Origin of the sequence: Ruminococcus sp. RTP21484sp1_RTP21281st1_A8_RTP21281_210402 (assembly GCF_040914025.1) — a bacterium.
Taxonomy (GTDB): domain Bacteria; phylum Bacillota; class Clostridia; order Lachnospirales; family Lachnospiraceae; genus Blautia_A; species Blautia_A faecis.
Window position 1 is genome coordinate 1 of sequence record NZ_JBCPGE010000064.1, and the last position, 21,650, is coordinate 21,650.

Annotated in this window: 26 protein-coding genes and 2 pseudogenes; 10 read left to right on the plus strand and 18 right to left on the minus strand. The window is 38.7% G+C overall.

All coding sequences use genetic code 11. The features are described from left to right. The 7 genes from AB5170_RS20420 to AB5170_RS20450 all read right to left on the minus strand — a co-directional run. Positions 1-572: hypothetical protein (locus AB5170_RS20420; protein WP_368365145.1), on the minus strand; the 572-nt coding region annotated here is incomplete at its 3' end. Beyond that, the gene (locus tag AB5170_RS20425; protein WP_195380317.1) at positions 563-1,450 is read right to left on the minus strand and encodes an amidohydrolase family protein; all 888 of its coding nucleotides are present in this window, start codon (positions 1,448-1,450) and stop codon (positions 563-565) included. The genes AB5170_RS20420 and AB5170_RS20425, both read right to left, overlap by 10 nt. Beyond that, positions 1,444-2,514, minus strand: a complete 1,071-nt coding sequence (locus tag AB5170_RS20430) for a Gfo/Idh/MocA family protein (protein ID WP_173719216.1) — start codon at positions 2,512-2,514, stop codon at positions 1,444-1,446. Before AB5170_RS20430 ends, AB5170_RS20425 begins: the two co-directional genes overlap by 7 nt. A gap of 26 nt (positions 2,515-2,540) precedes the next feature. After that, positions 2,541-3,410, minus strand: coding sequence for a carbohydrate ABC transporter permease (locus AB5170_RS20435; RefSeq protein WP_173719217.1), 870 nt, complete (start codon positions 3,408-3,410; stop codon positions 2,541-2,543). Between the two features lie 11 nt (positions 3,411-3,421). Then, positions 3,422-4,297 (minus strand): carbohydrate ABC transporter permease, encoded by an 876-nt coding sequence (locus AB5170_RS20440; RefSeq protein ID WP_195380316.1) that lies wholly within the window; start codon positions 4,295-4,297, stop codon positions 3,422-3,424. 87 nt (positions 4,298-4,384) lie between these two features. Further along, positions 4,385-5,827, minus strand: coding sequence for an ABC transporter substrate-binding protein (locus tag AB5170_RS20445; RefSeq protein WP_195380315.1), 1,443 nt, complete (start codon positions 5,825-5,827; stop codon positions 4,385-4,387). Positions 5,828-6,105: 278 nt separating this feature from the next. Then, positions 6,106-7,119 (minus strand): LacI family DNA-binding transcriptional regulator, encoded by a 1,014-nt coding sequence (locus AB5170_RS20450; protein WP_195380314.1) that lies wholly within the window; start codon positions 7,117-7,119, stop codon positions 6,106-6,108. 833 nt (positions 7,120-7,952) lie between these two features. Between AB5170_RS20450 and AB5170_RS20455 the strand changes: the two genes are divergently transcribed. Both AB5170_RS20455 and AB5170_RS20460 read left to right on the plus strand, forming a co-directional pair. Then, positions 7,953-8,438, plus strand: a complete 486-nt coding sequence (locus AB5170_RS20455; RefSeq protein ID WP_243243851.1) for a hypothetical protein — start codon at positions 7,953-7,955, stop codon at positions 8,436-8,438. A gap of 118 nt (positions 8,439-8,556) precedes the next feature. Further along, positions 8,557-8,985: pseudogene (locus tag AB5170_RS20460) on the plus strand (relaxase/mobilization nuclease domain-containing protein); the annotation flags it as partial. Between the two features lie 81 nt (positions 8,986-9,066). Here the strand turns inward: AB5170_RS20460 and AB5170_RS20465 are convergent. The 5 genes and pseudogenes from AB5170_RS20465 to AB5170_RS20485 form a co-directional block, all read right to left on the minus strand. Beyond that, positions 9,067-9,489, minus strand: a complete 423-nt coding sequence (locus tag AB5170_RS20465) for a DUF262 domain-containing protein (protein WP_243243717.1) — start codon at positions 9,487-9,489, stop codon at positions 9,067-9,069. 64 nt (positions 9,490-9,553) lie between these two features. Then, positions 9,554-10,444, minus strand: coding sequence for a Fic family protein (locus AB5170_RS20470; RefSeq protein ID WP_173716268.1), 891 nt, complete (start codon positions 10,442-10,444; stop codon positions 9,554-9,556). A gap of 329 nt (positions 10,445-10,773) precedes the next feature. Next, positions 10,774-10,884, minus strand: a pseudogene (locus tag AB5170_RS20475) (TnpV protein); the annotation flags it as partial. Between the two features lie 52 nt (positions 10,885-10,936). Continuing rightward, complete coding sequence (locus tag AB5170_RS20480) at positions 10,937-11,116, minus strand: aldo/keto reductase (RefSeq protein ID WP_330386277.1); 180 nt, start codon at positions 11,114-11,116, stop codon at positions 10,937-10,939. Between the two features lie 16 nt (positions 11,117-11,132). Then, positions 11,133-11,822: a carboxymuconolactone decarboxylase family protein gene (locus AB5170_RS20485; RefSeq protein WP_243243850.1), complete on the minus strand. Its 690-nt coding sequence runs from the start codon at positions 11,820-11,822 to the stop codon at positions 11,133-11,135. A gap of 144 nt (positions 11,823-11,966) precedes the next feature. On the opposite strand from AB5170_RS20485, the gene AB5170_RS20490 reads away from it, so the two are divergent. The 8 genes from AB5170_RS20490 (at position 11,967) to AB5170_RS20525 (ending at position 17,256) form a co-directional block, all read left to right on the plus strand. Further along, on the plus strand, positions 11,967-12,107 hold the full coding sequence (locus AB5170_RS20490) for a hypothetical protein (protein ID WP_021651320.1): 141 nt from the start codon (positions 11,967-11,969) through the stop codon (positions 12,105-12,107). Positions 12,108-12,113: 6 nt separating this feature from the next. Next, a complete protein-coding gene (locus AB5170_RS20495) occupies positions 12,114-12,320 on the plus strand; it encodes a transposon-transfer assisting family protein (protein ID WP_173680961.1) in 207 nt (68 codons plus the stop codon). Positions 12,321-12,632: 312 nt separating this feature from the next. Further along, entirely contained in the window at positions 12,633-13,337 is a 705-nt protein-coding gene (locus AB5170_RS20500; RefSeq protein WP_195380321.1) for a lantibiotic protection ABC transporter ATP-binding protein, read from the plus strand. Further along, positions 13,338-14,084, plus strand: coding sequence for a lantibiotic immunity ABC transporter MutE/EpiE family permease subunit (locus AB5170_RS20505; RefSeq protein ID WP_008705323.1), 747 nt, complete (start codon positions 13,338-13,340; stop codon positions 14,082-14,084). It abuts the gene before it with no gap. 2 nt (positions 14,085-14,086) lie between these two features. Then, positions 14,087-14,830 carry a lantibiotic immunity ABC transporter MutG family permease subunit gene (locus AB5170_RS20510; RefSeq protein WP_195380313.1) on the plus strand — a complete coding sequence of 248 codons (744 nt, stop codon included), beginning with the start codon at positions 14,087-14,089 and terminating at the stop codon, positions 14,828-14,830. Beyond that, positions 14,823-15,200, plus strand: a complete 378-nt coding sequence (locus AB5170_RS20515; RefSeq protein ID WP_025580194.1) for a NisI/SpaI family lantibiotic immunity lipoprotein — start codon at positions 14,823-14,825, stop codon at positions 15,198-15,200. The genes AB5170_RS20510 and AB5170_RS20515 overlap by 8 nt, the downstream gene beginning before the upstream one ends. Positions 15,201-15,238: 38 nt before the next feature. Beyond that, complete coding sequence (locus AB5170_RS20520; RefSeq protein WP_173772846.1) at positions 15,239-15,901, plus strand: response regulator transcription factor; 663 nt, start codon at positions 15,239-15,241, stop codon at positions 15,899-15,901. Further along, positions 15,892-17,256: a sensor histidine kinase KdpD gene (locus AB5170_RS20525; RefSeq protein WP_173772847.1), complete on the plus strand. Its 1,365-nt coding sequence runs from the start codon at positions 15,892-15,894 to the stop codon at positions 17,254-17,256. Before AB5170_RS20520 ends, AB5170_RS20525 begins: the two co-directional genes overlap by 10 nt. Positions 17,257-17,535: 279 nt before the next feature. Here the strand turns inward: AB5170_RS20525 and AB5170_RS20530 are convergent, their stop codons facing one another. The 6 genes from AB5170_RS20530 to AB5170_RS20555 form a co-directional block, all read right to left on the minus strand. Further along, positions 17,536-17,892: a hypothetical protein gene (locus AB5170_RS20530; protein WP_368361948.1), complete on the minus strand. Its 357-nt coding sequence runs from the start codon at positions 17,890-17,892 to the stop codon at positions 17,536-17,538. A gap of 40 nt (positions 17,893-17,932) precedes the next feature. Next, positions 17,933-18,475, minus strand: coding sequence for a transglutaminase domain-containing protein (locus AB5170_RS20535; RefSeq protein ID WP_330382834.1), 543 nt, complete (start codon positions 18,473-18,475; stop codon positions 17,933-17,935). Positions 18,476-18,612: 137 nt separating this feature from the next. Continuing rightward, the gene (locus AB5170_RS20540; RefSeq protein ID WP_244095585.1) at positions 18,613-18,993 is read right to left on the minus strand and encodes a class I SAM-dependent methyltransferase; all 381 of its coding nucleotides are present in this window, start codon (positions 18,991-18,993) and stop codon (positions 18,613-18,615) included. Positions 18,994-19,211: 218 nt separating this feature from the next. Then, positions 19,212-19,994 carry a ZIP family metal transporter gene (locus AB5170_RS20545; protein ID WP_118582560.1) on the minus strand — a complete coding sequence of 261 codons (783 nt, stop codon included), beginning with the start codon at positions 19,992-19,994 and terminating at the stop codon, positions 19,212-19,214. Between the two features lie 322 nt (positions 19,995-20,316). Next, positions 20,317-21,342 carry a transglutaminase domain-containing protein gene (locus AB5170_RS20550; RefSeq protein ID WP_368361947.1) on the minus strand — a complete coding sequence of 342 codons (1,026 nt, stop codon included), beginning with the start codon at positions 21,340-21,342 and terminating at the stop codon, positions 20,317-20,319. A gap of 2 nt (positions 21,343-21,344) precedes the next feature. Then, positions 21,345-21,599, minus strand: coding sequence for a hypothetical protein (locus AB5170_RS20555; protein WP_368361946.1), 255 nt, complete (start codon positions 21,597-21,599; stop codon positions 21,345-21,347). Positions 21,600-21,650: the final 51 nt, after the last annotated feature.

The window sequence follows — 21,650 nt, forward strand, 5'->3', positions numbered from 1 at the left end:
ATATAATACTTTCCTTCTTTTTCGTTGTAAAAAATAGAGGATGGAGAATGAAACAATTTTTCATTTCCACATGCTAGTTTTTCTGTTTTCCACGTCTTTCCATTCGATGAATAAGCTATTCGTTCCTCTGGAACTCCATTGGTATCAAAAAAACGGTATAATAGCTTCAACCTCTTATGTTCGTTTCTTTCTTTTTCATCATAAAACACTGGACCGCCATCAATTCTTGATAAACCTGATTCATCCATTCCTAAATCTATTTCCCTTGAAAACACAGGATTCTCGCAATCACTTTTCCAATGTATACCATCCTCACTAGTCGCCCTATAAAGTTCTACTGTTTTTATGCAGAATCCAGCTCTTTCATCGTAAGAAAATGGTGCACATCCTCCGTATATTGCTACCCATTTTCCTGTAGTTATGTCTTTCCAAACGGTTGGATAATTCCATACGCCTTCTGTTTTTACATCTTCTAAAATAGATTCTTTACACAGTACAGGCGTTCCCATTTTACGATTCATTCTTGTCCTTCTTAATATTTTCCAATCATCAAAAAAATATATTATTCCCACAATCTCAGGTACCTCTTTACATTCAATCCCATGATTTTTTCCAAATCAGCATCCGCCAATCCAATTTCCTGCATGAATTTATAATTTATCTCATCATCCATATTATCCGTTCCAAATAAAATTCTGTCTGCTCCCAATATTTCCACAAACCTTCGTATGAGATCTTTTGCATCAACTCTTGGGTAAACCATTTTCTCACATAAATCGGTGATTCCTGCGATGTCTATCATAATATTTGCATTACGCAGAGCAATCATAATTCCATCCTGATACCAGTTACCTCCACCATGGCACATGTTGATTTTTAAATTTGGAAAATCATATGCCAGTTCATCAATATTATGAGGCATTGCCGGAATGTATCTATCAATTAACTGTACCGGAGAAAAACCCGTATGAAATGCTACCGGAATATCCAGCTCAATGCATTTTTCATAAAATGGATAAACTCGTTTGTCATTCACCTCAAATCTGTAGTGTGCCTGATGTATTTTGACCTCTCTAAATCCTTTATTTACAACTAAATCTTCTAATTCTTCCCTGGAATTCTCTTCAAGTGGATTTAAGCATGCACAAGCCAAAAATCGATTGGGATAAAGTGCAATTGCTCTGCTGATCCACTCATGTGATGTCATAGTTGTAATACCATATTCTGGGATATATTCTCCATAGTGGAAGTCTTTTTCTATATCTGGCGGCATTGCAATCATTACTTTTGCATCGACTTGATGTCTATCCATATCTTCTATAATTTCATTTACATCTTCTATAAATATTTTATCTATCTGCTCTAAACTTTTTGGAATTGTTCTTGGTCTATTGTCAATTCCAGGAACTCCTTTTCTGGGTGGATGTGCATGTGAATCAATAACTAACATTTGTTTATCCTCCTTGCATAACATTGAAAAATATCATTCAATAGCCGAATATCTTTTTTTCCTTCTTCAATATTCGTTTCTGGTTGTTTATTTTCAATCACGCATTGATAGAAATGAAGAAGTTCATTGCGAAATGCTTCGTCGAAAGCTACTGAAACTTCTCTTTCTTCAATTCTTCCATCTTTATTCTCAATAATCTTAATAATTGTCGGACAATTTCTAATATATGGATGCGGAAACTTCACTGTAATTGTCTGATCTAACCCATATGCTGTCAACTCCTCGTCAAACCATTTTTGGTTAGTGTAACCTACTTCAAAAATTGCTTTTACATGATTACCATAATCCAATTCTGCCATCAACATATTTCCATCATCCCAAATATCCGAATAGCTTACTTTTTCTGGTTCTCCAAACGCAGCCCTCAAAATATCAATGTCATGTACTCCTGCAAGCAATAATCTAAAATATAGATTCTCCGATAATTCTCCCGTAACCTCTTTCAGGCCTTGATTGAAATTCTGATTAATTTTTTCCTTCACGCTCTGTTCTACGTCTGTCCTTCTCCTGGATTCATATATTTCTGGTTGCGAAGCAGCAAGGCCATCACATACATCTCTTGACCGAATCATACGCAACCCTTTCATATTTTGTATTAAATTTCGTGCGTATTTATATCCTGAATCATATCGTTTCATCTCCCCAACCATGAGCAGCACATTATTTTCGGTTACAGCTTTTTCAATTTCTTCAGCTTGTCTTATATTCTCACATAATGGTTTTTCTACCAAAATGTGCTTTCCAGCTTTTGCCGCTTCTATACACACTTCAGTATGATTACTGTTCAACACAATTACTGCTTCAACCTCTTTGTCATTTATTAATTCATGCCAATCTCTATAACACTTTTTTACTCCATAAAGATTTCCATAATAATCCAACAGTTTTAGTGAAATATCTGAAATTGCCACAATATCATACTCGTCAAGTTCGTGAATATATGGTAGCCAAACAATCTGTGCAACTTGACCACAGCCAATTACACCAACTTTTAATTTTCTCATCTTTTTCTCATCCTTTCTGACTGCTGTTATTGTTTTACTCCACCTTCCATGAAGCCTTTTAAAAATGATTTCATCAACGGCACAAATAGTATCAAAAGTGGCACAAAATTTAATGAACAACCAGCTAATAGCCTTCCCCACTTCTGATCTGTATGTGACATATATGCCTGAAGTGCCAACGGAATCGTTTTTTTGGATCCGCTAGTAATTAGAATTGATGAAAACATATATTCACCCCATGAATAAATGAATGCGTACATGCCTGCCGCCAAAATTCCTGGTGCCGCTAGTGGAATAATGATTTTAACAATAATCTGAAATTTATTTGCGCCGTCTACTCTGGCTGCTTCTTCTATTTCCCTTGGAATTGCATCAAAAAAAGATCTCATCAACCATGTGCAAAATGGTGCAACCAACGCTGTATGTACAAGTATTACCCCAAAATGCGTATCAATTAAATGCATGCTAGCCAATACATCATAGATTGGATATATTGCCAGAATCGTAGGAAATACATACATAAAAAGCATCAATTTTGCAATTTTTTCTTTGCCTTTAAATTCATACCTTGATAATCCATATGCCCCCAATACGCCTATAACGACGGAAAGTGTTGTAACCCCAAAACTGATTTTTATGCTATTAAAAAGGTTCTCCCGAAAAGCTGTTACGCCTACTGATTCCAATAATAGATCTTTATAATTTTGCAAAGTCACAGCTGCAGGAAACACTTTTACGGCTCCTATTTTTATAGCCCACTCATTCTGGAAAGAGGCATCAACAACGTAAATAAATGGTAAAATAAGTATCAACGTAAACAAAAACATACTTGCATAAAATAATATCGTATGACTCTTCTTGTGAAATGGCTGCACCCTACAACTTTTTCTTTTCATAACTCCTCCTTTTAGACTTCCACTTTTTTGAAAAAGCTTTTACCAAACAGGATTCCTAATGCAATGAGAAGTGTCCCTACCATACTTGCCAACGCCATCGACTGTCCGACCTGAAATTCTGAAAATGCCTTTTCATATATAAGGATTGGAACTGTATATGTAGAATAATTTGGCCCCCCTTTGGTAAGAATATATATTAATGAATAATTACTAAAAGTCCACACGATTCCCAAAAAAGTCATGAAACTAATCATTGGACCTGCAATTGGTAAAATCAGGTTAGACAAGATTTTTTTGGGAGATGCACCATCAATTCTCATCGCTTCATATAGTTCTTTCGGAATAACACTAAGTGCCGAAGACATCAAGAGCACTCCAAATGGAAAGAATTGCAGAAAATTTAGAAATATGCAAATCCCTAAAGCCCATCTACTGTCCCCTAAAAAGTTAATACTGTTTTCAATAAGTCCCACATTTTTCAAAATCTTATTGACTATACCTAACTGAGGTTCTAACAACCATTTCCACATCATTGAAAAACCCACTACTGGAGTCATCCACGAAATAAGCATAGCGCCCATACATACTTTTTTTCCCACAAAATCTCGATTAATCAATATTGCAATGCCCATTGGAAAAACAGTATTTAAAATCAATCCAAAAACAACCCAAATCATCGAATTCTTAATTGCAACGCCAAATTTTTCTTCCTTTACAATTGAAATAAAATTCTTCAATCCGGAAAAACTCATACTTCCAAAACCATATTTGGTTTCAAAAAATGATAATATAAATCCCTTTACAAATGGGTATAGTAAAAAAACTGCTACTATAATTGTTAAAGGAGCCAAAAATAAATAACCTATTTTTTGATTCTTTTGTTCCAATTTCCTGTCCCTTTCTTCTTAGTTCCTTTCTTCTCACAGGCATTCCCAAATAACGTATTTTGAGAATACCTGTTTCACTACCTATTGTTAATCTATTGTCTCCATTTTATCACTTGCCCATTTTACTGCTTCCTCTACATTCTCTTGATTTAGAAGAACCTTTTGAATCATATCTGATATGATATACGAATTATAAATTTCTGCCATATTCATATTAACGGCCCCATATTTATTACCTAGTGCATAAGCTTCCTTCGAAGATTCCATTGCTACTTTTAAGAAATTATCCACAATGGATCTACTCTTAGATCCTTCTTTTGCATCAAAGTTTTCTTTAAGTGGAAAATTCTCCTCATCGAAATATCCTGACTCAATTAAATCGGCTCCTGCCTTTGTAGTCGGAAGATAAAATCCCGGTTCCTGACAAACAGTAAGAATCCAGCTAATCTCAGGTCTTTCAAGAAACTCTATAAATTTCTTGCATTCTTCATAATGTTCCCTATCTTTCGCCCCTTTAGTAACCGTTATAGCATGATTAAAGCTTGTTTTGAAACTCTCATCAGCATCATCAGGTTTAGGGAAAGGTGCTGTGGCAATATCAAAATCTCCATTTTCAAAAAATGCTGCAAGATTTGGTGAATGATATGGCATCATTGCAAATGTTCCTGCTGCCCAATTGGATTCTATTTCTCCCCATGACCATCCAGATGCTGCTTGTGGTGCATATTGGTACAATTCATTATAAAAATCTAATGCTTTCACTGTATTGTCATTATCAAACACAATCTTTCCATCTTCATCAAAAATATCTGTATTTGCTGAAGCCATAAAAGCTCCAAAAGTATCCGTCGCTAAAGCATCTCTTGAACAAGTGATACCGATTCCATACTGATCAATATTGCCATCACCATCAGTATCCACTGTCATTTTTTCTGCATACTCTTTTAACTCAGACCACGTTTTTGGCGGTTCAGTATAACCAGCTGCCTCCAAAGCACTTGGTCTATACAAGAGAGAATAACAAATACTATCAATTGGAACTGCCCAATAATGATCATCCATTTTATAACTTAACAATGTAGAATCAATAAAATCCTGTTCGTTGTCAACAGTCTCTACAATATCGTCAACCTCTACAATACCTCCTGCAAGATATGCTGATGACCAACTTGTGTCAGACACCACATTCATATCTGGCATAGTTGAACTCTGAATCGCACTCATCATTTTGGCTTGAGCATCACTCCATAATACAACCTCCATATTGACAATAATATTGGGGTTTTCTTTTTGAAATTTGTCAATGACTGTGTTCCAAGCCGTAACTCTTTGTTCTGTAGGCTCATGTTGCCAAATTGTCAATTCTACTTTTTCATTATTACTTGTGTCATTACTGCTTGCGTCATTACTGCTCGTGTCAGTACCGCTTTCACTACTACTGTTACTGCTTTCTTTAGTACATCCCACCATTGATACTGTCAAAGCTGATACAAGGCCAATAGCTAACCATCTTTTAATATTCCACTTCATAAATTAATTTCCCACCTTCCCAATACTCTGTCATTTTTTATACATCAACTTTCAAAATCAATATACCTACCGAAAAAATATGTTTTTCTCCGTATCCTATTAATAAGTAACCGGTCCCACATATAAATAAAAAAATTTCATCGTTTCATAGATTTTTCATCACCTCATTTCATTGTATATGATTCTGTACTACGCCTCCTGCACATTTATTATAAGATTCCTGTTCACCTCCTTATTCCCAGCAATAAGTAACCGGTCCCACAGTCAAACTCCTACTATTATTTCTTCAATTCAGAACCTTTTAATACCAAATGTGGTTGTACAATCTCTGTCCTCCTTGGAAGTTTAGGACTCGCTATCCTATCTATAAGCATTCTACATGCCAATTCCCCCATATTTTCATGCCTTCCAACATAACTCAAATTCAAACCGAGAACATCAGCAAAATCCAAATAATCAAAAGATACACACCTAATATCCTTACCTATCTGTATATTCTCTTCAATAATAGCCTTCATAAAACCAATTGTCGCAAAATTATTCGTTGTAAACATCGCATCTGGAAGTTTGTCCTCTTGAATACATGTTTTTACCAAATCATATGCTTTTTCCAGTGTAAAATCACCCATCAAAATGTATTCTTCATGTACTGGAATACTATAATCTTGCATAGCTTGCAAATATCCGTCAAATCGTTCTTTCGCCAATTTCATATTTAAATTACCGGTAATAATTCCAATAGTCTTATTACCACCTTTAATGAGTGCTTCTGTTGCTTGATACGATGCTAGATATCCATCAAAAAACACTCCGTCACATATTGGATATGATAGCGGTCGATCCACAACAACTACTGGTGCATGCAGTCGCATAAGGAGTTTTCTTAACTGCGCCTGATAATTTGAATCCTCATAAGAAAAAGTCGGCTGAAGAATCATTCCACTAACTCTCTGTTCAATGAACGCCTTTATAGCATCTCTTTCCTTTTTAGGATCATTAGCAGTATTACTAAAACTAATAGTATATCCATTCTCACCAGCAATGCTCTCTACACCTGTTAATATCTCATCAAAGAATAGATTATTAGCCTGAGGAATAATAATTCCGATGGAATTCGTTTGCTGTTTTGATAAATTTCTTGCTACGGCAGATGGCGAATATTCATACTCTTGCATTACCGCTTCTATTTTTTTTCTAGTTTCATCACTCACATATCCAGTTTGATTGATTACTCTTGATACGGTAGATTTTCCAACCCCAGCTATTTTAGCTATTTCCCTTATATTCAACATTCTCACTCTCCATTATGGGACCGGTTCTTTATTGTTAATCTACCACGAATTTATCTTTTTGTCAATCTCCAATATAATAATTGACATTTTTCACCATTATTATCGTCACTATTTGTGCACTTTTAATATTATCGTTATCGTTTAAAAAATTATAGCGGAAATCCATCACAATACCTGACAACATGGGACCACATAATCGTTTCTCCCAAAAGCAAATATGCCGCTGGTATTTTTGCTACGAAACAAGCGTCATGCACCCATTGGCATTCTTCTGTTGCGAATCTTTGCAACCCTGTCGAAAGTTATATGGATGACCAATCTAAAATGAACATGTAACGGTAGTTTCAAAATTGATTTCTGATTTCGCACAACAATCAGTACTGGCAATTCCAAACTCGTTCTGTTAAAATAATCATACAGAAGGAGGAAAAGTCTACATCCTTACAAATGACAAAAAACAAAAGAACGAGTGAATACATTTTCAGAACACCAATGAGGACTATACTGGACGAATAATAGAGGTGCCTCATGACAAATACGAAACATGAAGATGCCGTTATAAAAATGGGTTTCAATTATTTTCGTGATACAATTCTGAAAGCACTGGGGATTAATTTTTAATATGAAGAAATAGGTCCTACAGAATTGATAGAACTGACAATTCACTCTTTATACATGGATTTTATGTACATATTGAATTTCAAACAACAGATAAAAAAGAGGTTGATCTCCGCAGATTCCATGCATATGATGCAGTTTATTCCAACCAGACCGGTAAGAAAGTTATTACATATGTCATTTATTCCGGTGGGATTACTGACGTAAAATCCGAATTGGACTGCGGATTATACAATTATCGGATACAGCCAATTTATCTAAAAGATAAAAATGCAGATGACATATTCCAAAAACTAATACAAAAACAGAGCAATAACGAAAAATTCACCGAAAATGATTACGTTGCTCTTTCTCTTTCTCCATTGATGTCTGGGAATATGAGCCGTAAAGAAATGTTCAAAACAGCAATAAATCTAACGAAACCGAGTAATGAACTTATAGCAGAAAAAACAAGAGCTATACTATATGCTCTGGCAGATAAGTTTTTGGATAAGTCAGATTTAGATGAGATCAGGGAGGTAATGCGAATGACCAGACTGGGACAGATGCTAATGGACGATGGCATGGAAATTAAAGAACTGGAAAACATCAAAAAGTTAATGAAAAACACGAACTGGACTATCGAACAAACAATGGATATGCTTGAAATTCCGGAAGAAAAAAGAGATAAGTACCGTAAAACAATAGTGCAGAACAATTAACAACATTCGACCGCCCCATTGACATTTTATCTGTAATCCAGATAAAACAGACCAGAATCTATATATTTCTTCCTTTGCCTGCTCTCCCGAAACAGCCGCTCTTGATTTTAAATACACTTTGGATCATACACATGATTGCAGAGATCCACACAATACAAATAAGGCATTTCATCTGATTCAGGCATTTTCCCCTGATGAAGTTTCCAATGAGGAAGCCCATCAGATTGGAAAAGAACTTGCGGATCGCTTACTGGAGGGAAAATACTCCTATGTTCTGACAAGACACACTGATAAAGGCCATGTACATAACCATTTGATTTTCTGTTCTGCAGATAATATCACTTTTTCTCATTATCATGACTGTAAAAAGAATTACTGGAAAATACGAAATCTCAGCGACACTTTATGCCAGGAACATAACCTGTCCACAATTATGCCAGATGGTAAAAAAGGAATGAAATACAATGAATGGGCTGCAAATAAATCTGAATCCAGTAAAAAAGCGCAGCTGCGAAAAGATATCAACCAGACAATCCGAATCGTTTCCACTTACTCAGAATTTCTTGCATTTATGGAAGCTAAAGGATATGAAATAAAAAACGCAGAATTTGGCGAAAACAGCAGGAAATCATTTTTTATCTTTCAGATGAGAAGCATCTTGTACCGCAAATCTTTTTGTTTCATCTTCTGCCAAAGGATTAAATGCAATTTTAATACGTTCCTTATTAAAATCATCATCCAGAACTTCTCTCCCAGATATAGCGGCCATTAAAGCGGTTACTCGTTGCTGACCATCTATCAGCACTTTTTTACCATTCGCTTTACCGCCATCTTTAGTTTTTACATCTGGATTCTTCCAAGTAATAATGTAGCCAGTAGGATAGCCATTATATAAAGAATCTATTAAATCTCTAACCTGACTGCGCTTCCATACAAATGGACGCTGAATTTCAGGAATAACAAAATCTTCTGCATCAATCAGTCCAAGAATTGCGTGAACCGAATACTGCATTAATGTAAATTTTTCACCAGTCATTGCTGTACCTCTCATCTAATGATTTTCCTCAAACCAAAGTGTGAGATGACACTTTGAAAAGGACTTATAGAAATCGCTTTTAATAAACAATTCTAAAATAATCCAAATATGCTTTATATTTATCCTGTGCGGTCAGACAGGTATCTGTCAGATAACCTTTTTCATTGTTCCATTCTTTCAGTCCACGATAATAGAACATTTTCAGATTATCTTCGATAATAAACGGCACAATATTGTATTTCAAACATTCTTTAAACATAATCAGACGTCCTACACGACCGTTACCGTCCTGGAATGGATGGATCTGTTCAAACTTCACATGAAAATCCAAAATATCCTCAAAAGTCTTTTCTTCTTTTCCGTTGTACTCAGTCAACAGAGCTTTCATTTTATCGGCAACTTCTTCTGGAAGTGCTGTTTCCATTCCGCCAACTTCGTTCGGCAATTTCTTGTAATCACCAACAACAAACCAATCTTTTCTGGAATCACTGGTTCCATTTTTCAGAATCAAATGTAGTTCTTTAATAAACTTTTCTGTTAAAGCCGCTTTTGCATTATCAATAATCATATCAATGCAACGGAAGTGATTTGCTGTTTCAATCACATCATCCACATTCAGCACTTCGTTTTCTACGCCTATGGTGTTGGTTTCAAAGATGTATCTGGTCTGATCATAGGTCAGACGGCTGCCCTCAATATGATTGGAGTTGTATGTTAAATCAATCTGTGTTTTATGGTAAATGCCGCCAGAATACTTACTTGCTTTCTGCTCCTGCAGAATATCCAGCAAAGTAACTGGCTGCTCTTTCTTTTTGTTTGAGCGCTCCGGTTTTTCTGCATTTTCAGGAATATTCCAAGTCTTACCGGTAAGAAATGCACCTGGTACACGTCCCTGTGCACAATAATTTCTGACGCTGCGCTCTGAAACATTCCACTTTTTTGCTATTTCAGTAACTGAAAGGTATCGCATCTGTTCTCCTCCGTTATAATTCAAATCAAAATTTACACTTTTATATAGTATATCACATTATCGGCAAATTATCGAACATTTATCTTTGCTTGTGCCTTATGTTTTTGCCGTTTTCGGCATCATTTATCTTTAATTAAATACCAAACTATCCTTGTAAATCAAAAATCTGTTTTACAAGGCATACTTTTCCTTTTTTGCTCATTTTTAAGCAAAACCTTGTTATAAGTTTTAGCGGCAATTTTGCCGATAAAGAAACCAGCCCGTTTCCGAACCGGTTCCAATTCACATAATGTATAAATAACATCCAGTCTTGCTTATTTTACTTTTTATTACAGAACCAACTCATGAATCACAATCTCTTCCGCCCGATTGTAAATGTTGTTCATAGCTTGTATCCACGCCATCTGATTCTATTCTTTCAATTCGTCCGTTACATCCTCAAGAGCTTTCCATGCTGCTCGATTTCCCTCTACATATCTGTCTTCGCACTGATTAACCTTTGCCCACGCCACGCTCATTACCATATGCCTGTGCAGTATCAATATGTCTATATCCAATCTCTACCGCTGCTTTTACAGCGTCAGCAACCTTATCATCATCAATAAACCAGGTTCCAAGACCAAGCTGTGGAATTTTTACTCCATTATTCAATACAATATTTCTATCAAACATTTCATTCACCTTCCTATTATAATTTCCCATATTCTTCATCACTTACTGGTTCAAGCCATTCATTAGAACCATTTTCGCCCGGAACCTCTATTGCAAGATGGCTAAACCATTCATCTGGTACGGCGCCATGCCAGTGTTTTACTTCTGCCGGAATATTGATGCAGTCGCCTGGCTTCATTTCTACAGCTTCTTTGCCTTCTTCTTGATAATATCCTCTTCCGGCAACGCATACCAGAATCTGTCCACCTCCACTTTTTGCATGATGGATATGCCAGTTATTTCTGCATCCAGGTTCGAATGTCACATTGAAAATTCCAACCTGAGAAGTAGAAATCGGTGCAAGAAAACTTCTGCCGGAAAAATACTGTGCAAAGCCATCATTTGATACACCGATTGGAAATACCATCTCTTTTGCATGCGCACGCATCCCTTCCTCTTCGTATGGCAAATCTCCTTCGCCTGTTTCCCACACTTCCTTTGCAAGATTGAAAACAGCCCATGCTTTTGGCCAACCTGCATAGAATGCGGCATGTGTGATCACTGCCGCAATCTCTTTTTGTGTCACACCATGATTTTTTGCATTTTGAAGATGATATTTTAAAGAAGAATCCGTTAATCCCTGCGCAAGCAATGCAGTTACCGGGACCAGTGATCCGTCCCTCAAGCCGCACTTCTGCATATACATCCCCTTAAACTTTTTTCCCATCTCATAAGCCTCTTTTAATGCCGGATTGCCCTGTATTGCGCCAACAGCATCTGCACCTCCGCCAAATACGGTTCCTGCAAGTTTGGAATTTAGAAAACATTCGATTCAACATTGTTTTCATATGTCCGCTACGGGGTATATGCCATGATTAACAAAGATGAGCGCCGTGATGTGAGTATTCGCAAGCCCCGGCCATCTATCCGCAAGCAGCTTGCCGACAGCAAACAGGCCACCAGCCCGAAAAAGGCGGCGGCCAGAACCAAGAAAAATGAATTGGAGGTATGAGGAATGATGCACTTTACCGTGGAAGAAGAAAATTTGATCTGTATGTACCACAACGCAGACCGACGCAGGACGATAGGCAAGATCACCGCAGCCATGCCGGGTATGGACGGGGATATGTGGACGCTGGCCCAGCAGACCCTTTCCAAGCTGAAACGTATGACGGATTCTGACTATGACAGCCAGAAATTCTATTTCACAGACGAGAACGAATAAATAACAGCAGACGCCGGGCGCGGCGGCCATGTGGCCGCTTGCGTCCGGCGTCTTTTCTTTTTGCCTGTTCCTACGCATTTAGAACCCAGTATTGACGGGGATAGGATAAAACACTCACATACCCCGCCGACTATGCGGGAAAAGCCTTGAAATATAGGGCTTTTTAAGGCCCTAAATGCGTAGGTTGGTGCTTTGTTGCGATATGCTCCACGGTTACGGTGTATTGTTCATATTCTGTTTTCGGGAATCTTTATGAAATCTTCAAAATTGCCCGGTATGCTATCCGTAAAATCAAAGAAAGGACTTGATTATATGGATATGATTTTGAAAACGACTGACCTCTGCAAAAATTTCAAGGGGCAAATGGCGGTAAACAATGTGTCACTGAACATCCGGCGCAACTCGGTTTATGGTCTGCTGGGGCCGAATGGGGCTGGCAAATCCACGATCTTAAAAATGCTCACCGGCATTTTGCGCCCCACATCGGGAAGCATCGAGTTTGACGGCCACCCGTGGAAGCGGAATGATCTGGAGCATATCGGTGCTTTGATTGAGATGCCCCCGCTTTACGAAAATCTGACTGCATACGAAAATCTCAAAGTCAGAACTACATTGCTCGGCCTGGACGATGCACGAATTAACGAGGTATTGCAAATTGTCCAGCTCACGAATACCGGCAAGAAACGGGCCGGGCAGTTTTCTCTTGGTATGAAGCAGCGGCTTGGTATTGCTATTGCATTGCTGAACAGTCCCCAGCTTTTGATTCTGGATGAACCGACTAACGGCCTTGACCCTTTAGGGATTGAGGAACTTCGAGAGTTAATTCGCTCTTTTCCCTGCAAAGGGATTACAGTTATTTTGTCCAGCCATATTCTGTCAGAAGTCCAGCAGATTGCAGATCATGTGGGTATCATTGCTGGCGGCGTCCTTGGATATGAGGGAGAGCTTCGCGCCGGTGAAGATTTGGAACAACTCTTTATGGATGTTATTTGCAGAAATGGTAAGGAGGGATATTAAATGGAGATGGCATATATTCAGGCAGAGAACCTAAAGCATAAGAGAACTTTCACAAAAACGCTGATCGTTCTGGCCCCGTTTGTAACTGCGCTTATGAACTTTTTTGCCCCTCTTTGGTTCCAGCTCAATTCTTATAATTGGTGGTATATCCTGCTTTATCCTGGATTCCTTACGCTCACCTGTGCCTTGATTGAACAGCGGGATAATGGCAAACTAAAATATCGTGCCGTTGCTTCATTGCCTGTTTCGCAGAACAAAGTCTGGAAAGCAAAAATTGGAGTGGCCGGTATTTACTCCTGTGTGGGGAATTTCATTTTCCTGGCGCTAAATCTGTTGGGCGGTTTTGCAATATTAGTTATCAACGAAATTCCCCTGACAATCGGAATTTGGCAGGCTGCGGCCGGAACAGCTTGTATTGTCATTGCAAGCCTATGGGAAGTTCCGCTGTGCTTATGGTTATCAAAAAAAGTTGGTATCTTTGTCACGGTTATTCTTAATGCCGGACTTGGAAGCGTTTTAGGGATTTTCACGGCTACAACCTCTTTGTGGATGATCTGCCCATATAGCTGGGTGCCGCATCTTATGATTTCCGTGTTAGGTATTTTGCCTAATGGTGAGCCGGTTGCAGATCAGAGTACGGCAATGGCATTTTGGATGATTATACTTGTATTGGTCATTTCGCTGGCCTGGTTTGCGGCGCTGTCATTTTTAACTGCAAGATGGTTTGAGAAAAAGGAGGTGGGGTAACTATGGTATCTGTGGTTCGCTGCTGGAAAGCAGAATATCAGAAGTGTAAACATAGCATTTTGCTCTATATGCACAGCATGATTCCGATTATATGTGCGGCGATTTTTGCGGGTTACTATCATATATCCAGATGGGAACTGGCAACCAAAATCAGTGCCTATCTGGAAGTGCTGGCCGTTGCGTTCCCGTTTCTGATCGGCATTATTGTGGGCCTGGTTGTTCAGATCGAAAATCAGGCCGGGCATTATCAGCTTTTGTTGGGAACAATCCCATCTCGCATGGCAACATATATTGGTAAACTTGGTTTTCTGATGATCTGTGCTTTTGGCGCAACATTTTTAGCGTTAGGAACATTCGCTGCACTATATAGGGATGCTCCGGCAAGCCTTTACCTGAAAGCAGGGATTCTATTGTTGATTACCATGCTTCCCATTTACCTGATTCATTTGTTTGTGGGAATGAGCTTCGGAAAAGGTGCATCTATGGGATTGGGAATTGCAGGGAGTTTAATAGCTGCCCTTATGATAACAGGGCTTGGTGACACTACATGGAAATATATTCCCTGGGCCTGGGGCGTTCGTGCTATGGATTACACTGTGCTTGCATGGGATAGCCCCCAACTGTATGCACAGGTAAAAACCGATTTTTTCAGCGGTATGATTATTTCTGTATGCTGCACTGTTTGTCTGCTGATTGCCAGTTTGGTTTGGTTTCATGGTTGGGAGGGAGGTAAAAACAGTGAATAAAAAGTGCCTGTTTGCCGTGGTAATTGTGCTTGTAAGTCTTATATGCTTATCAGCCTGCGGTGCGCTCCGCGATACCGCCGATAAAAATAAGGCGTTAAATGAATCTCTGCCGTATTATGAGCTGAACGCCGCAAACTATGATGAAATTTCATATAACGGCCTGACATATACCATAACGGATGAATGTCTTGAAATGTCAGAACTGCAAGAAGAAATCGGGCAGGTATCGAAACGCTTCAAAAATGTGGCGGGGGAAGATTTCAGTTTCGGCTACGTTTACAGTATTGTGGATGTGGATATAAGCAATGCCGTAGCTGTAAATATCAACAATGAATATCGGAAAGCTGACATTAAAAATAATGATGAGTAACCTCGACAATGTGGTATAATGGGGCGGGAGGTGATTTTTTGACCCACTTACTTGTAGTTGACGATGAAGTTTCTATCTTGGAATTGATTAAGAACAGTTTGGGGAAAGATGGATATTTGATAACAGTCTGTCAAAATGCGGATGATGTAGACATCAAAAAGCTGCATTTCTATGACCTCATTCTTTTGGATGTGATGATGCCTGGCACAGACGGGTTTGAGTTTTGCAAACAGATCAGGAATATGGTAGACTGCCCGATTCTCTTTCTGACCGCAAAGACATTAGAGGAAGATATATTGTTTGGATTGGGCATCGGTGCGGATGATTATATTACGAAACCTTTTCGTATTCAGGAGCTTCGCGCCCGTGTCGCGGCACATTTACGCAGAGAAAAAAGGGAGCATCACAGCACACTTTCATTTGAGCCTGATATAAGATTTGACCTTTCCGCAAAGGTACTGTATGTTTCAGAACAGCCGGTTCCCCTTACCAAAAGCGAGTATTCAATCTGTGAATACCTTGTGAAAAACCGGGGACAGGTTTTTACAAAAGAACAAATCTATGAAGCCGTTTTCGGGTTTGATGGAATAGGCGATAACTCTACGATCTCAACGCATATAAAAAATATTCGTGCGAAATTGGAGCATTTCAAAATAAGTCCGATCAGCACCGTATGGGGGATAGGATATAAATGGGAGTGAAAAAGAAACCTACATTGAAAATATTGTTTCGCCAGTTTGCTATCTCCCTCATTGTCATGCTGGTAGCGGCAATTATTGTCCCTTCTGGTTTGGAGGGACTTGCTGTAAATGCTGGATTAGCTACAAGAGCAAATCTAAGTGAATTGCAGGTAAAAGAGATCATTCCAACGCTGACGATTGCCCCGGATATTACAAAGGTTGTGATTCCACAGGGATGCGGCTACTTAATTCTGGACAAGAACTTTAATGAGCTTTACAGCAATATGGACGATGATGAAAAAGAAATTGCCCTGCTGTACGCAAAGGGAGAATATATTGAATATGCTACGGGGAGGGAGTTTGCACTTGTTGTCCGGGAAAACGAATTTTGCGTTTTAAGGTATTATATTGGTTCTCAATTTACAGTGTCATGGCTACCGGAATATTTTCCATCTCCTGACACGCTTGCGCTTATCCTGATGGCTGTAAATTCGCTGCTGGTCATTATCATACTGACCGCCAGATTTGCTAAGAACCTGCGTACACAACTGACCCCGCTTTTTGAAGCAACTGCGGAGGTTTCAAAGCAAAACCTTGATTTTGAAGTAGGACACGCCAAAATCAAAGAGTTTGAAGATGTCCTTGCATCTTTTTCAGATATGAAAGATAATCTGAAAATTTCGTTAGAACGGCAATGGAAAACCGAACAGACACAGAAAGAGCAAATCGCCGCGCTTGCCCATGATTTGAAAACGCCTCTGACGGTTATTCAAGGAAATGCTGATTTACTCACAGAAACAAATCTTGATGATGAGCAACGATTATACGCTGGTTACGTCGTGGAAAGCTCCGGCCAGATGCAGTCATATATTCAAACCCTGATTGATATATCACGGGCGGCGGTTGGTTATCAGCTCCATATTGAAAGTATAGACTTGCCAGCGTTCATGCAGCACTTGTTCGGTTATATGGAATCACTATGCCGGACAAAAGAAATCCGGCTGCAAATGAATACTGTTTCACTCCCTCAAATGCTGAAATTTGATAGGGTGCTGATAGAACGTGCTATTATGAATGTTATCAGTAATGGGCTGGACTACTCCCCGCAAGGCGGAACGCTTTATGTGGATGTTCAGAGTAACAACGGTTTCGTGGAAATTTCAGTCACAGACGAGGGAACGGGGTTTTCTAAAGAGGCATTATGCCACGCACAGGAACGGTTCTATATGGGCGATCAAAGCCGCAATTCAAAGTTACACTTTGGTATGGGTCTATATATTACAAATTCGATTATGGAACAACATAATGGTCAGCTTATTTTAGAAAATTCAAAAGAAACCAGCGGCGCAAAGGTTACTATGAAACTTCCTTGCTGATTTTCCGATAGTGTAATGGACGTCTTTTATGTCCGTCCATTTTTCAAATCTTTATGGAATCTTCAAAACAACAAAACGCTTCAAATCGTCGCCCGGTAGGTTTACGACCTGCCGGGCGATTTTTGTCGATTTTCGCGGATTGTCATTTCCGGCAAAAAATCAGATGGAAAAGGAGGCGGTCAGCAGACCAGGGCCAGCATAGGCCCCTGACAACGGACAGGATCATCCTGCTCACTCCCCACGGAAAGGGGGTGAGAAGATGAAAGTTACCCCTGATGATTACGGGAGGCGCTGCCAGTATCTTTTCCGCTGAATACATTTGATATGTGCATGACTACCAAGTCTTTTTCTGGCTTGTTCAAGCATATCCATGCTGTAATCAATACAAGTAATATGTGCATTTTTCAGAGAACTCCATTTGTTTTCCGTAAATACAGCAGTTCCAACTGGAACATCAAGAAGATTTCCTGAAAAGTCATCAGGAACATATGATAAAACTTTTCGTGCTATATCATTATCATCAGTGCCACTCCAAAATAACTTAATATACAGTTTGCTGAAAATATTTCTTTGCGTAAGAACATCGTCATATATATTTTTTGATGTTTCATAAGCATTTTGTATTTTGTCTGCCATATTACCCTCCAAATTTAATTTTAATTCTAAAAGCTTAAAACTATCGTTCTCTAATCTTCCTGACATTACGATTCATGAGATGTCTTCCAATATGTCTATAAGCAAATGCTTTAAAGGCTGAAATTTCTTGATGATGTTCCTTCAACAGTTCATCGGGACAATCATAAACACCAAAATCCTGATTGATTCCTTCGCTCTGAATATAAGTATTGTTCCTATCAAATTCAATAATGAGATTTCTGAAATCCTTGACTGCTACTCCATAACCGCAAAATGCACCTTTACATTCCGGATTTCGTTCCTGTAACTTCTTTATATAGGTTTTATCCAAAATGAAAGCTTCCAGTTCATACCACTGATTTTCAAAATTAATTTCTACCCAGCTATGGAAAATATTTTTTGGAGCATTACGGTAAACAAACCCAGTCATAGCTCCTTTCTGCAAGCTTTTATCAATCGTAAAACCATGTACTCTGCATGGAATATTGCAGGCACGTAAAAGTGCCATGAATAAAGTTCCTTTAGTATTACATTGTCCATAACCATCTGCAAGTACTTTTGAAGCTGAAATTCCGTCATCAATATTATATCCAAATAAAACATCATCTCTTACATATTGTAGATTGCCTTAATCCTTTCAAATTCACCCATTTCATATTTTGAATAAGTTTTTGAATTGCCGGATTAGAAAAATCAACCATTCGTGTTTCCCTAAGATACTTATCTTTCATTTCCTATCGCCTTTCCCATAGGTTTTCTCACAACACAATGCATTCGCATACCTTTACGAATTTCAAATTTTTCTACTTTTAATCCTGCTTTTTTGCAACATTTTATGACCATGTCTCTTGTTGGCACTTGGACATCTCCATGTCCGCATATATTTGCCAACGGCATTTCCAATGTATTCATTAGCCATACCAATACTTTATTGTCACTGGTCACATCTCTCAGTATCAATCTTCCATTTGGGCGAAGACATCTTTTCACACTGTCAAAAAATGCCTGTGGATCCGGATAATCTTTCTTGCACATTTCGTAAATACCAGCATGGCTACTTTCATATCTTCCTGCTGCTTTTGTAAATTCTTTAATTGACATTTTTTATATTCTTCATTTTTCATGCTTTTTTCTCCAATCACTGTACCTTTTCGCCTTGCATCCGCATTTCTTCATTCTTTTCATATAAGCATAAAACTGCTTATGCAATTCCCTCATTTCATCTGGTGCCTTCATAGCATGTTGATACATAAATTTATCTCCAAAACTGCTTTCAAATGTAACTGCCAGCATAATCGCTAAGAATCATTTCTCGCCTCTTACCCTAATGCCACATCTAGGATCATCATCAAACTAAATCCAAGTGCAAAGAAAAGCGTACCAATATTCGAGTGCTGTCCCTGCGACATTTCCGGAATTAGTTCTTCAACCACAACATATAACATGGCTCCTGCTGCAAAGCTCAGTAAATATGGTAATGCCGGGATTACCAGCTGTGCAGCAAGAATCGTCAGTACTGCTCCAATCGGTTCAACCACTCCTGAAAGTACACCTCCGAGAAATGCCTTTCCCTTGCTTTCGCCCTCTGCCCTAAGCGGCATGGATATAATCGCTCCTTCCGGAAAATTCTGAATGGCAATTCCAAGTGATAAAACGAGTGCACTTGTTGCTGTAATCTGTGCATTTTCAGCAAGAAATCCTGCATACATTACACCTACTGCCATACCTTCAGGGATGTTGTGTAGTGTAACAGCCAACACCATCATTGTTGTACGGCCAAGCTTGCTTTTCGGTCCCTCTGCCTGATCACTTCCAACATGAAGATGTGGAATCAAATGATCGAGCGCTAGTAAAAACAAAATACCAATCCAGAACCCAACAACTGCCGGAACAAATGATAATCTTCCCATACTCTCAGATTGTTTAATAGCCGGAATCAGAAGACTCCAGATTGAAGCAGCAACCATTATGCCTGCTGCAAACCCTGCAAGTGCACGTTGCACTGACTTGCTAAGTGTTTTTCTCATAAAAAACACACATGCTGCACCTAGTGTTGTTCCAACAAATGGAATCAGTATACCTTCAAAAATATTCATTAGCATTACATTTTCCTTCCTTGTATAATCGAAAAATTTTTCATATATATAGCAAAAATAATTTTCTTCAGCGGTATAGTAACAGTTCTATAGCTTGTTGATTATATTTTCGCTATAATCTTTCAAACCGCCTTAGTGTTAGTTTGAACTAACCATCACATATATAAGAAACCGCGCAAAAAGTAAACTATAATTTTACACGGTTCTTCTTGTGTTTAAGTATATCACTTACGAAATCATATAACAATAGAATTCTTTCAACAATGTTTTAATTTTTTCTGAACAGTAACCTGGACAGTTTCAGCACAAAATTCCTTGGGTCATTTCATCAATCCTTCTCCCCTTCATTCGCTTCCTCCAGCATAACACTCTCCTGTACCTGTATGTCAGCATACTGGACGCGAAGAACTGCCTGAGGCCAGTTTATGCTGACCATTGCGTTTTTCTCTTTTTCCATGCCTGCTTTGCGGATTAGGTCAAGAAGCTCATTTAATACTTCTTTTGTCAGGTATCCACCCCGCCAGTGAAAAACAAGCACCTTTCCTTTCTTAGCAGCCTGCAAAGACCGCTTGTATACATCCTCCTGTTTGGTAAATGATAATTTCTTCTCTTTGTAGTAAAAATGATCATGATCATTGCAATGAGGCGCAGGCGCGATCAAGGGCTCATGATCGCGAAAGATCTGCTGATCATCCAGGTTGAAATAGTCATAGCGGATTTCCTTGTTTTCGCGATCTTTTCCCAGGCTGTTGTCAAAAGTGGCATCTAAATGATAATATGTGCCATTTATCTTTACAATATTCCAGGTGTGCCGGTATTTGATTCCTTTTTCCGGATTGTTACCGCAAATTGCGATCACACACCATACTCCCAGCGCATCCAGAAGAACCTTCACCGCTTTCGCAATGCCCTCGCATACCCCGACGCTCTGTCCAAGAGGACCTATGATCTCATGGGAATATGCTTTTTTCAGTTTGTCATAACGGACATTTTCGCAGATAAAATCGTGCACATATTTCTCTTTTTCCCACTCAGACATCTTCTGTGCCGGGCGGACAAGCTTCTCTACCCTGGCTGTCAGAGCCTTCTGATGCTCCCGGATCTTGTTTTTCTCAAAAAGATATTCCGGTATGAAAATCAGGTTCGGCGAATCTTTGTAGTAACGATATTTAAAATTGGTTACCCAGAATATTTCCGGATGGTCCAGCCTCATCTGGAAAAAAATATTGTAAAGCTCCTCTCCGGAAAGTGCCGGAACCTGAATTTCATCCGATAGATTTTTCACCCCGACAAAAATGCTGTGATAAGCAGCCTGCTGGGGTTTGTTCATACGATTATAATAGTATTGTTCCATTTTTATCCTTTTAGCTTATCTGTCAGTTTCAGATATCCCTGCACAAGTAGATCTGTTACGATCAGCACAACGACTGACAAAATCAGACAATCTCTTACACTAAATTCGTAAAAAGCTGCAAAACCAGCAATCGTCCAATATACTCCAATATGCACTGCATACATTTTGGATATCTGCCTGGAATAATAGCACAGCTTATTGTAAACAAATTTCCATTTTTCTATAATCGGCACGTCAATTGTAATCTGAGATTCCATACCCACATCTCAGACTGATTTAAAAAGTTAATAGTAATGAGTGCAAAGGAA

Bases quoted from the DNA above. Each gene is read 5' to 3' on its own strand.
- AB5170_RS20425 (WP_195380317.1), bottom strand. From the start codon at position 1,450: ATGTTAGTTATTGATTCACATGCACATCCACCCAGAAAAGGAGTTCCT.
- AB5170_RS20430 (WP_173719216.1), bottom strand. From the start codon at position 2,514: ATGAGAAAATTAAAAGTTGGTGTAATTGGCTGTGGTCAAGTTGCACAG.
- AB5170_RS20435 (WP_173719217.1), bottom strand. From the start codon at position 3,410: ATGAAAAGAAAAAGTTGTAGGGTGCAGCCATTTCACAAGAAGAGTCAT.
- AB5170_RS20445 (WP_195380315.1), bottom strand. From the start codon at position 5,827: ATGAAGTGGAATATTAAAAGATGGTTAGCTATTGGCCTTGTATCAGCT.
- AB5170_RS20450 (WP_195380314.1), bottom strand. From the start codon at position 7,119: ATGTTGAATATAAGGGAAATAGCTAAAATAGCTGGGGTTGGAAAATCT.
- AB5170_RS20465 (WP_243243717.1), bottom strand. From the start codon at position 9,489: ATGAGAGGTACAGCAATGACTGGTGAAAAATTTACATTAATGCAGTAT.
- AB5170_RS20470 (WP_173716268.1), bottom strand. From the start codon at position 10,444: ATGCGATACCTTTCAGTTACTGAAATAGCAAAAAAGTGGAATGTTTCA.
- AB5170_RS20480 (WP_330386277.1), bottom strand. From the start codon at position 11,116: ATGTTTGATAGAAATATTGTATTGAATAATGGAGTAAAAATTCCACAG.
- AB5170_RS20485 (WP_243243850.1), bottom strand. From the start codon at position 11,822: ATGGGAAAAAAGTTTAAGGGGATGTATATGCAGAAGTGCGGCTTGAGG.
- AB5170_RS20490 (WP_021651320.1), top strand. From the start codon at position 11,967: ATGATTAACAAAGATGAGCGCCGTGATGTGAGTATTCGCAAGCCCCGG.
- AB5170_RS20495 (WP_173680961.1), top strand. From the start codon at position 12,114: ATGCACTTTACCGTGGAAGAAGAAAATTTGATCTGTATGTACCACAAC.
- AB5170_RS20500 (WP_195380321.1), top strand. From the start codon at position 12,633: ATGGATATGATTTTGAAAACGACTGACCTCTGCAAAAATTTCAAGGGG.
- AB5170_RS20505 (WP_008705323.1), top strand. From the start codon at position 13,338: ATGGAGATGGCATATATTCAGGCAGAGAACCTAAAGCATAAGAGAACT.
- AB5170_RS20510 (WP_195380313.1), top strand. From the start codon at position 14,087: ATGGTATCTGTGGTTCGCTGCTGGAAAGCAGAATATCAGAAGTGTAAA.
- AB5170_RS20525 (WP_173772847.1), top strand. From the start codon at position 15,892: ATGGGAGTGAAAAAGAAACCTACATTGAAAATATTGTTTCGCCAGTTT.
- AB5170_RS20530 (WP_368361948.1), bottom strand. From the start codon at position 17,892: ATGGCAGACAAAATACAAAATGCTTATGAAACATCAAAAAATATATAT.
- AB5170_RS20540 (WP_244095585.1), bottom strand. From the start codon at position 18,993: ATGTCAATTAAAGAATTTACAAAAGCAGCAGGAAGATATGAAAGTAGC.
- AB5170_RS20545 (WP_118582560.1), bottom strand. From the start codon at position 19,994: ATGCTAATGAATATTTTTGAAGGTATACTGATTCCATTTGTTGGAACA.
- AB5170_RS20550 (WP_368361947.1), bottom strand. From the start codon at position 21,342: ATGGAACAATACTATTATAATCGTATGAACAAACCCCAGCAGGCTGCT.
- AB5170_RS20555 (WP_368361946.1), bottom strand. From the start codon at position 21,599: ATGGAATCTCAGATTACAATTGACGTGCCGATTATAGAAAAATGGAAA.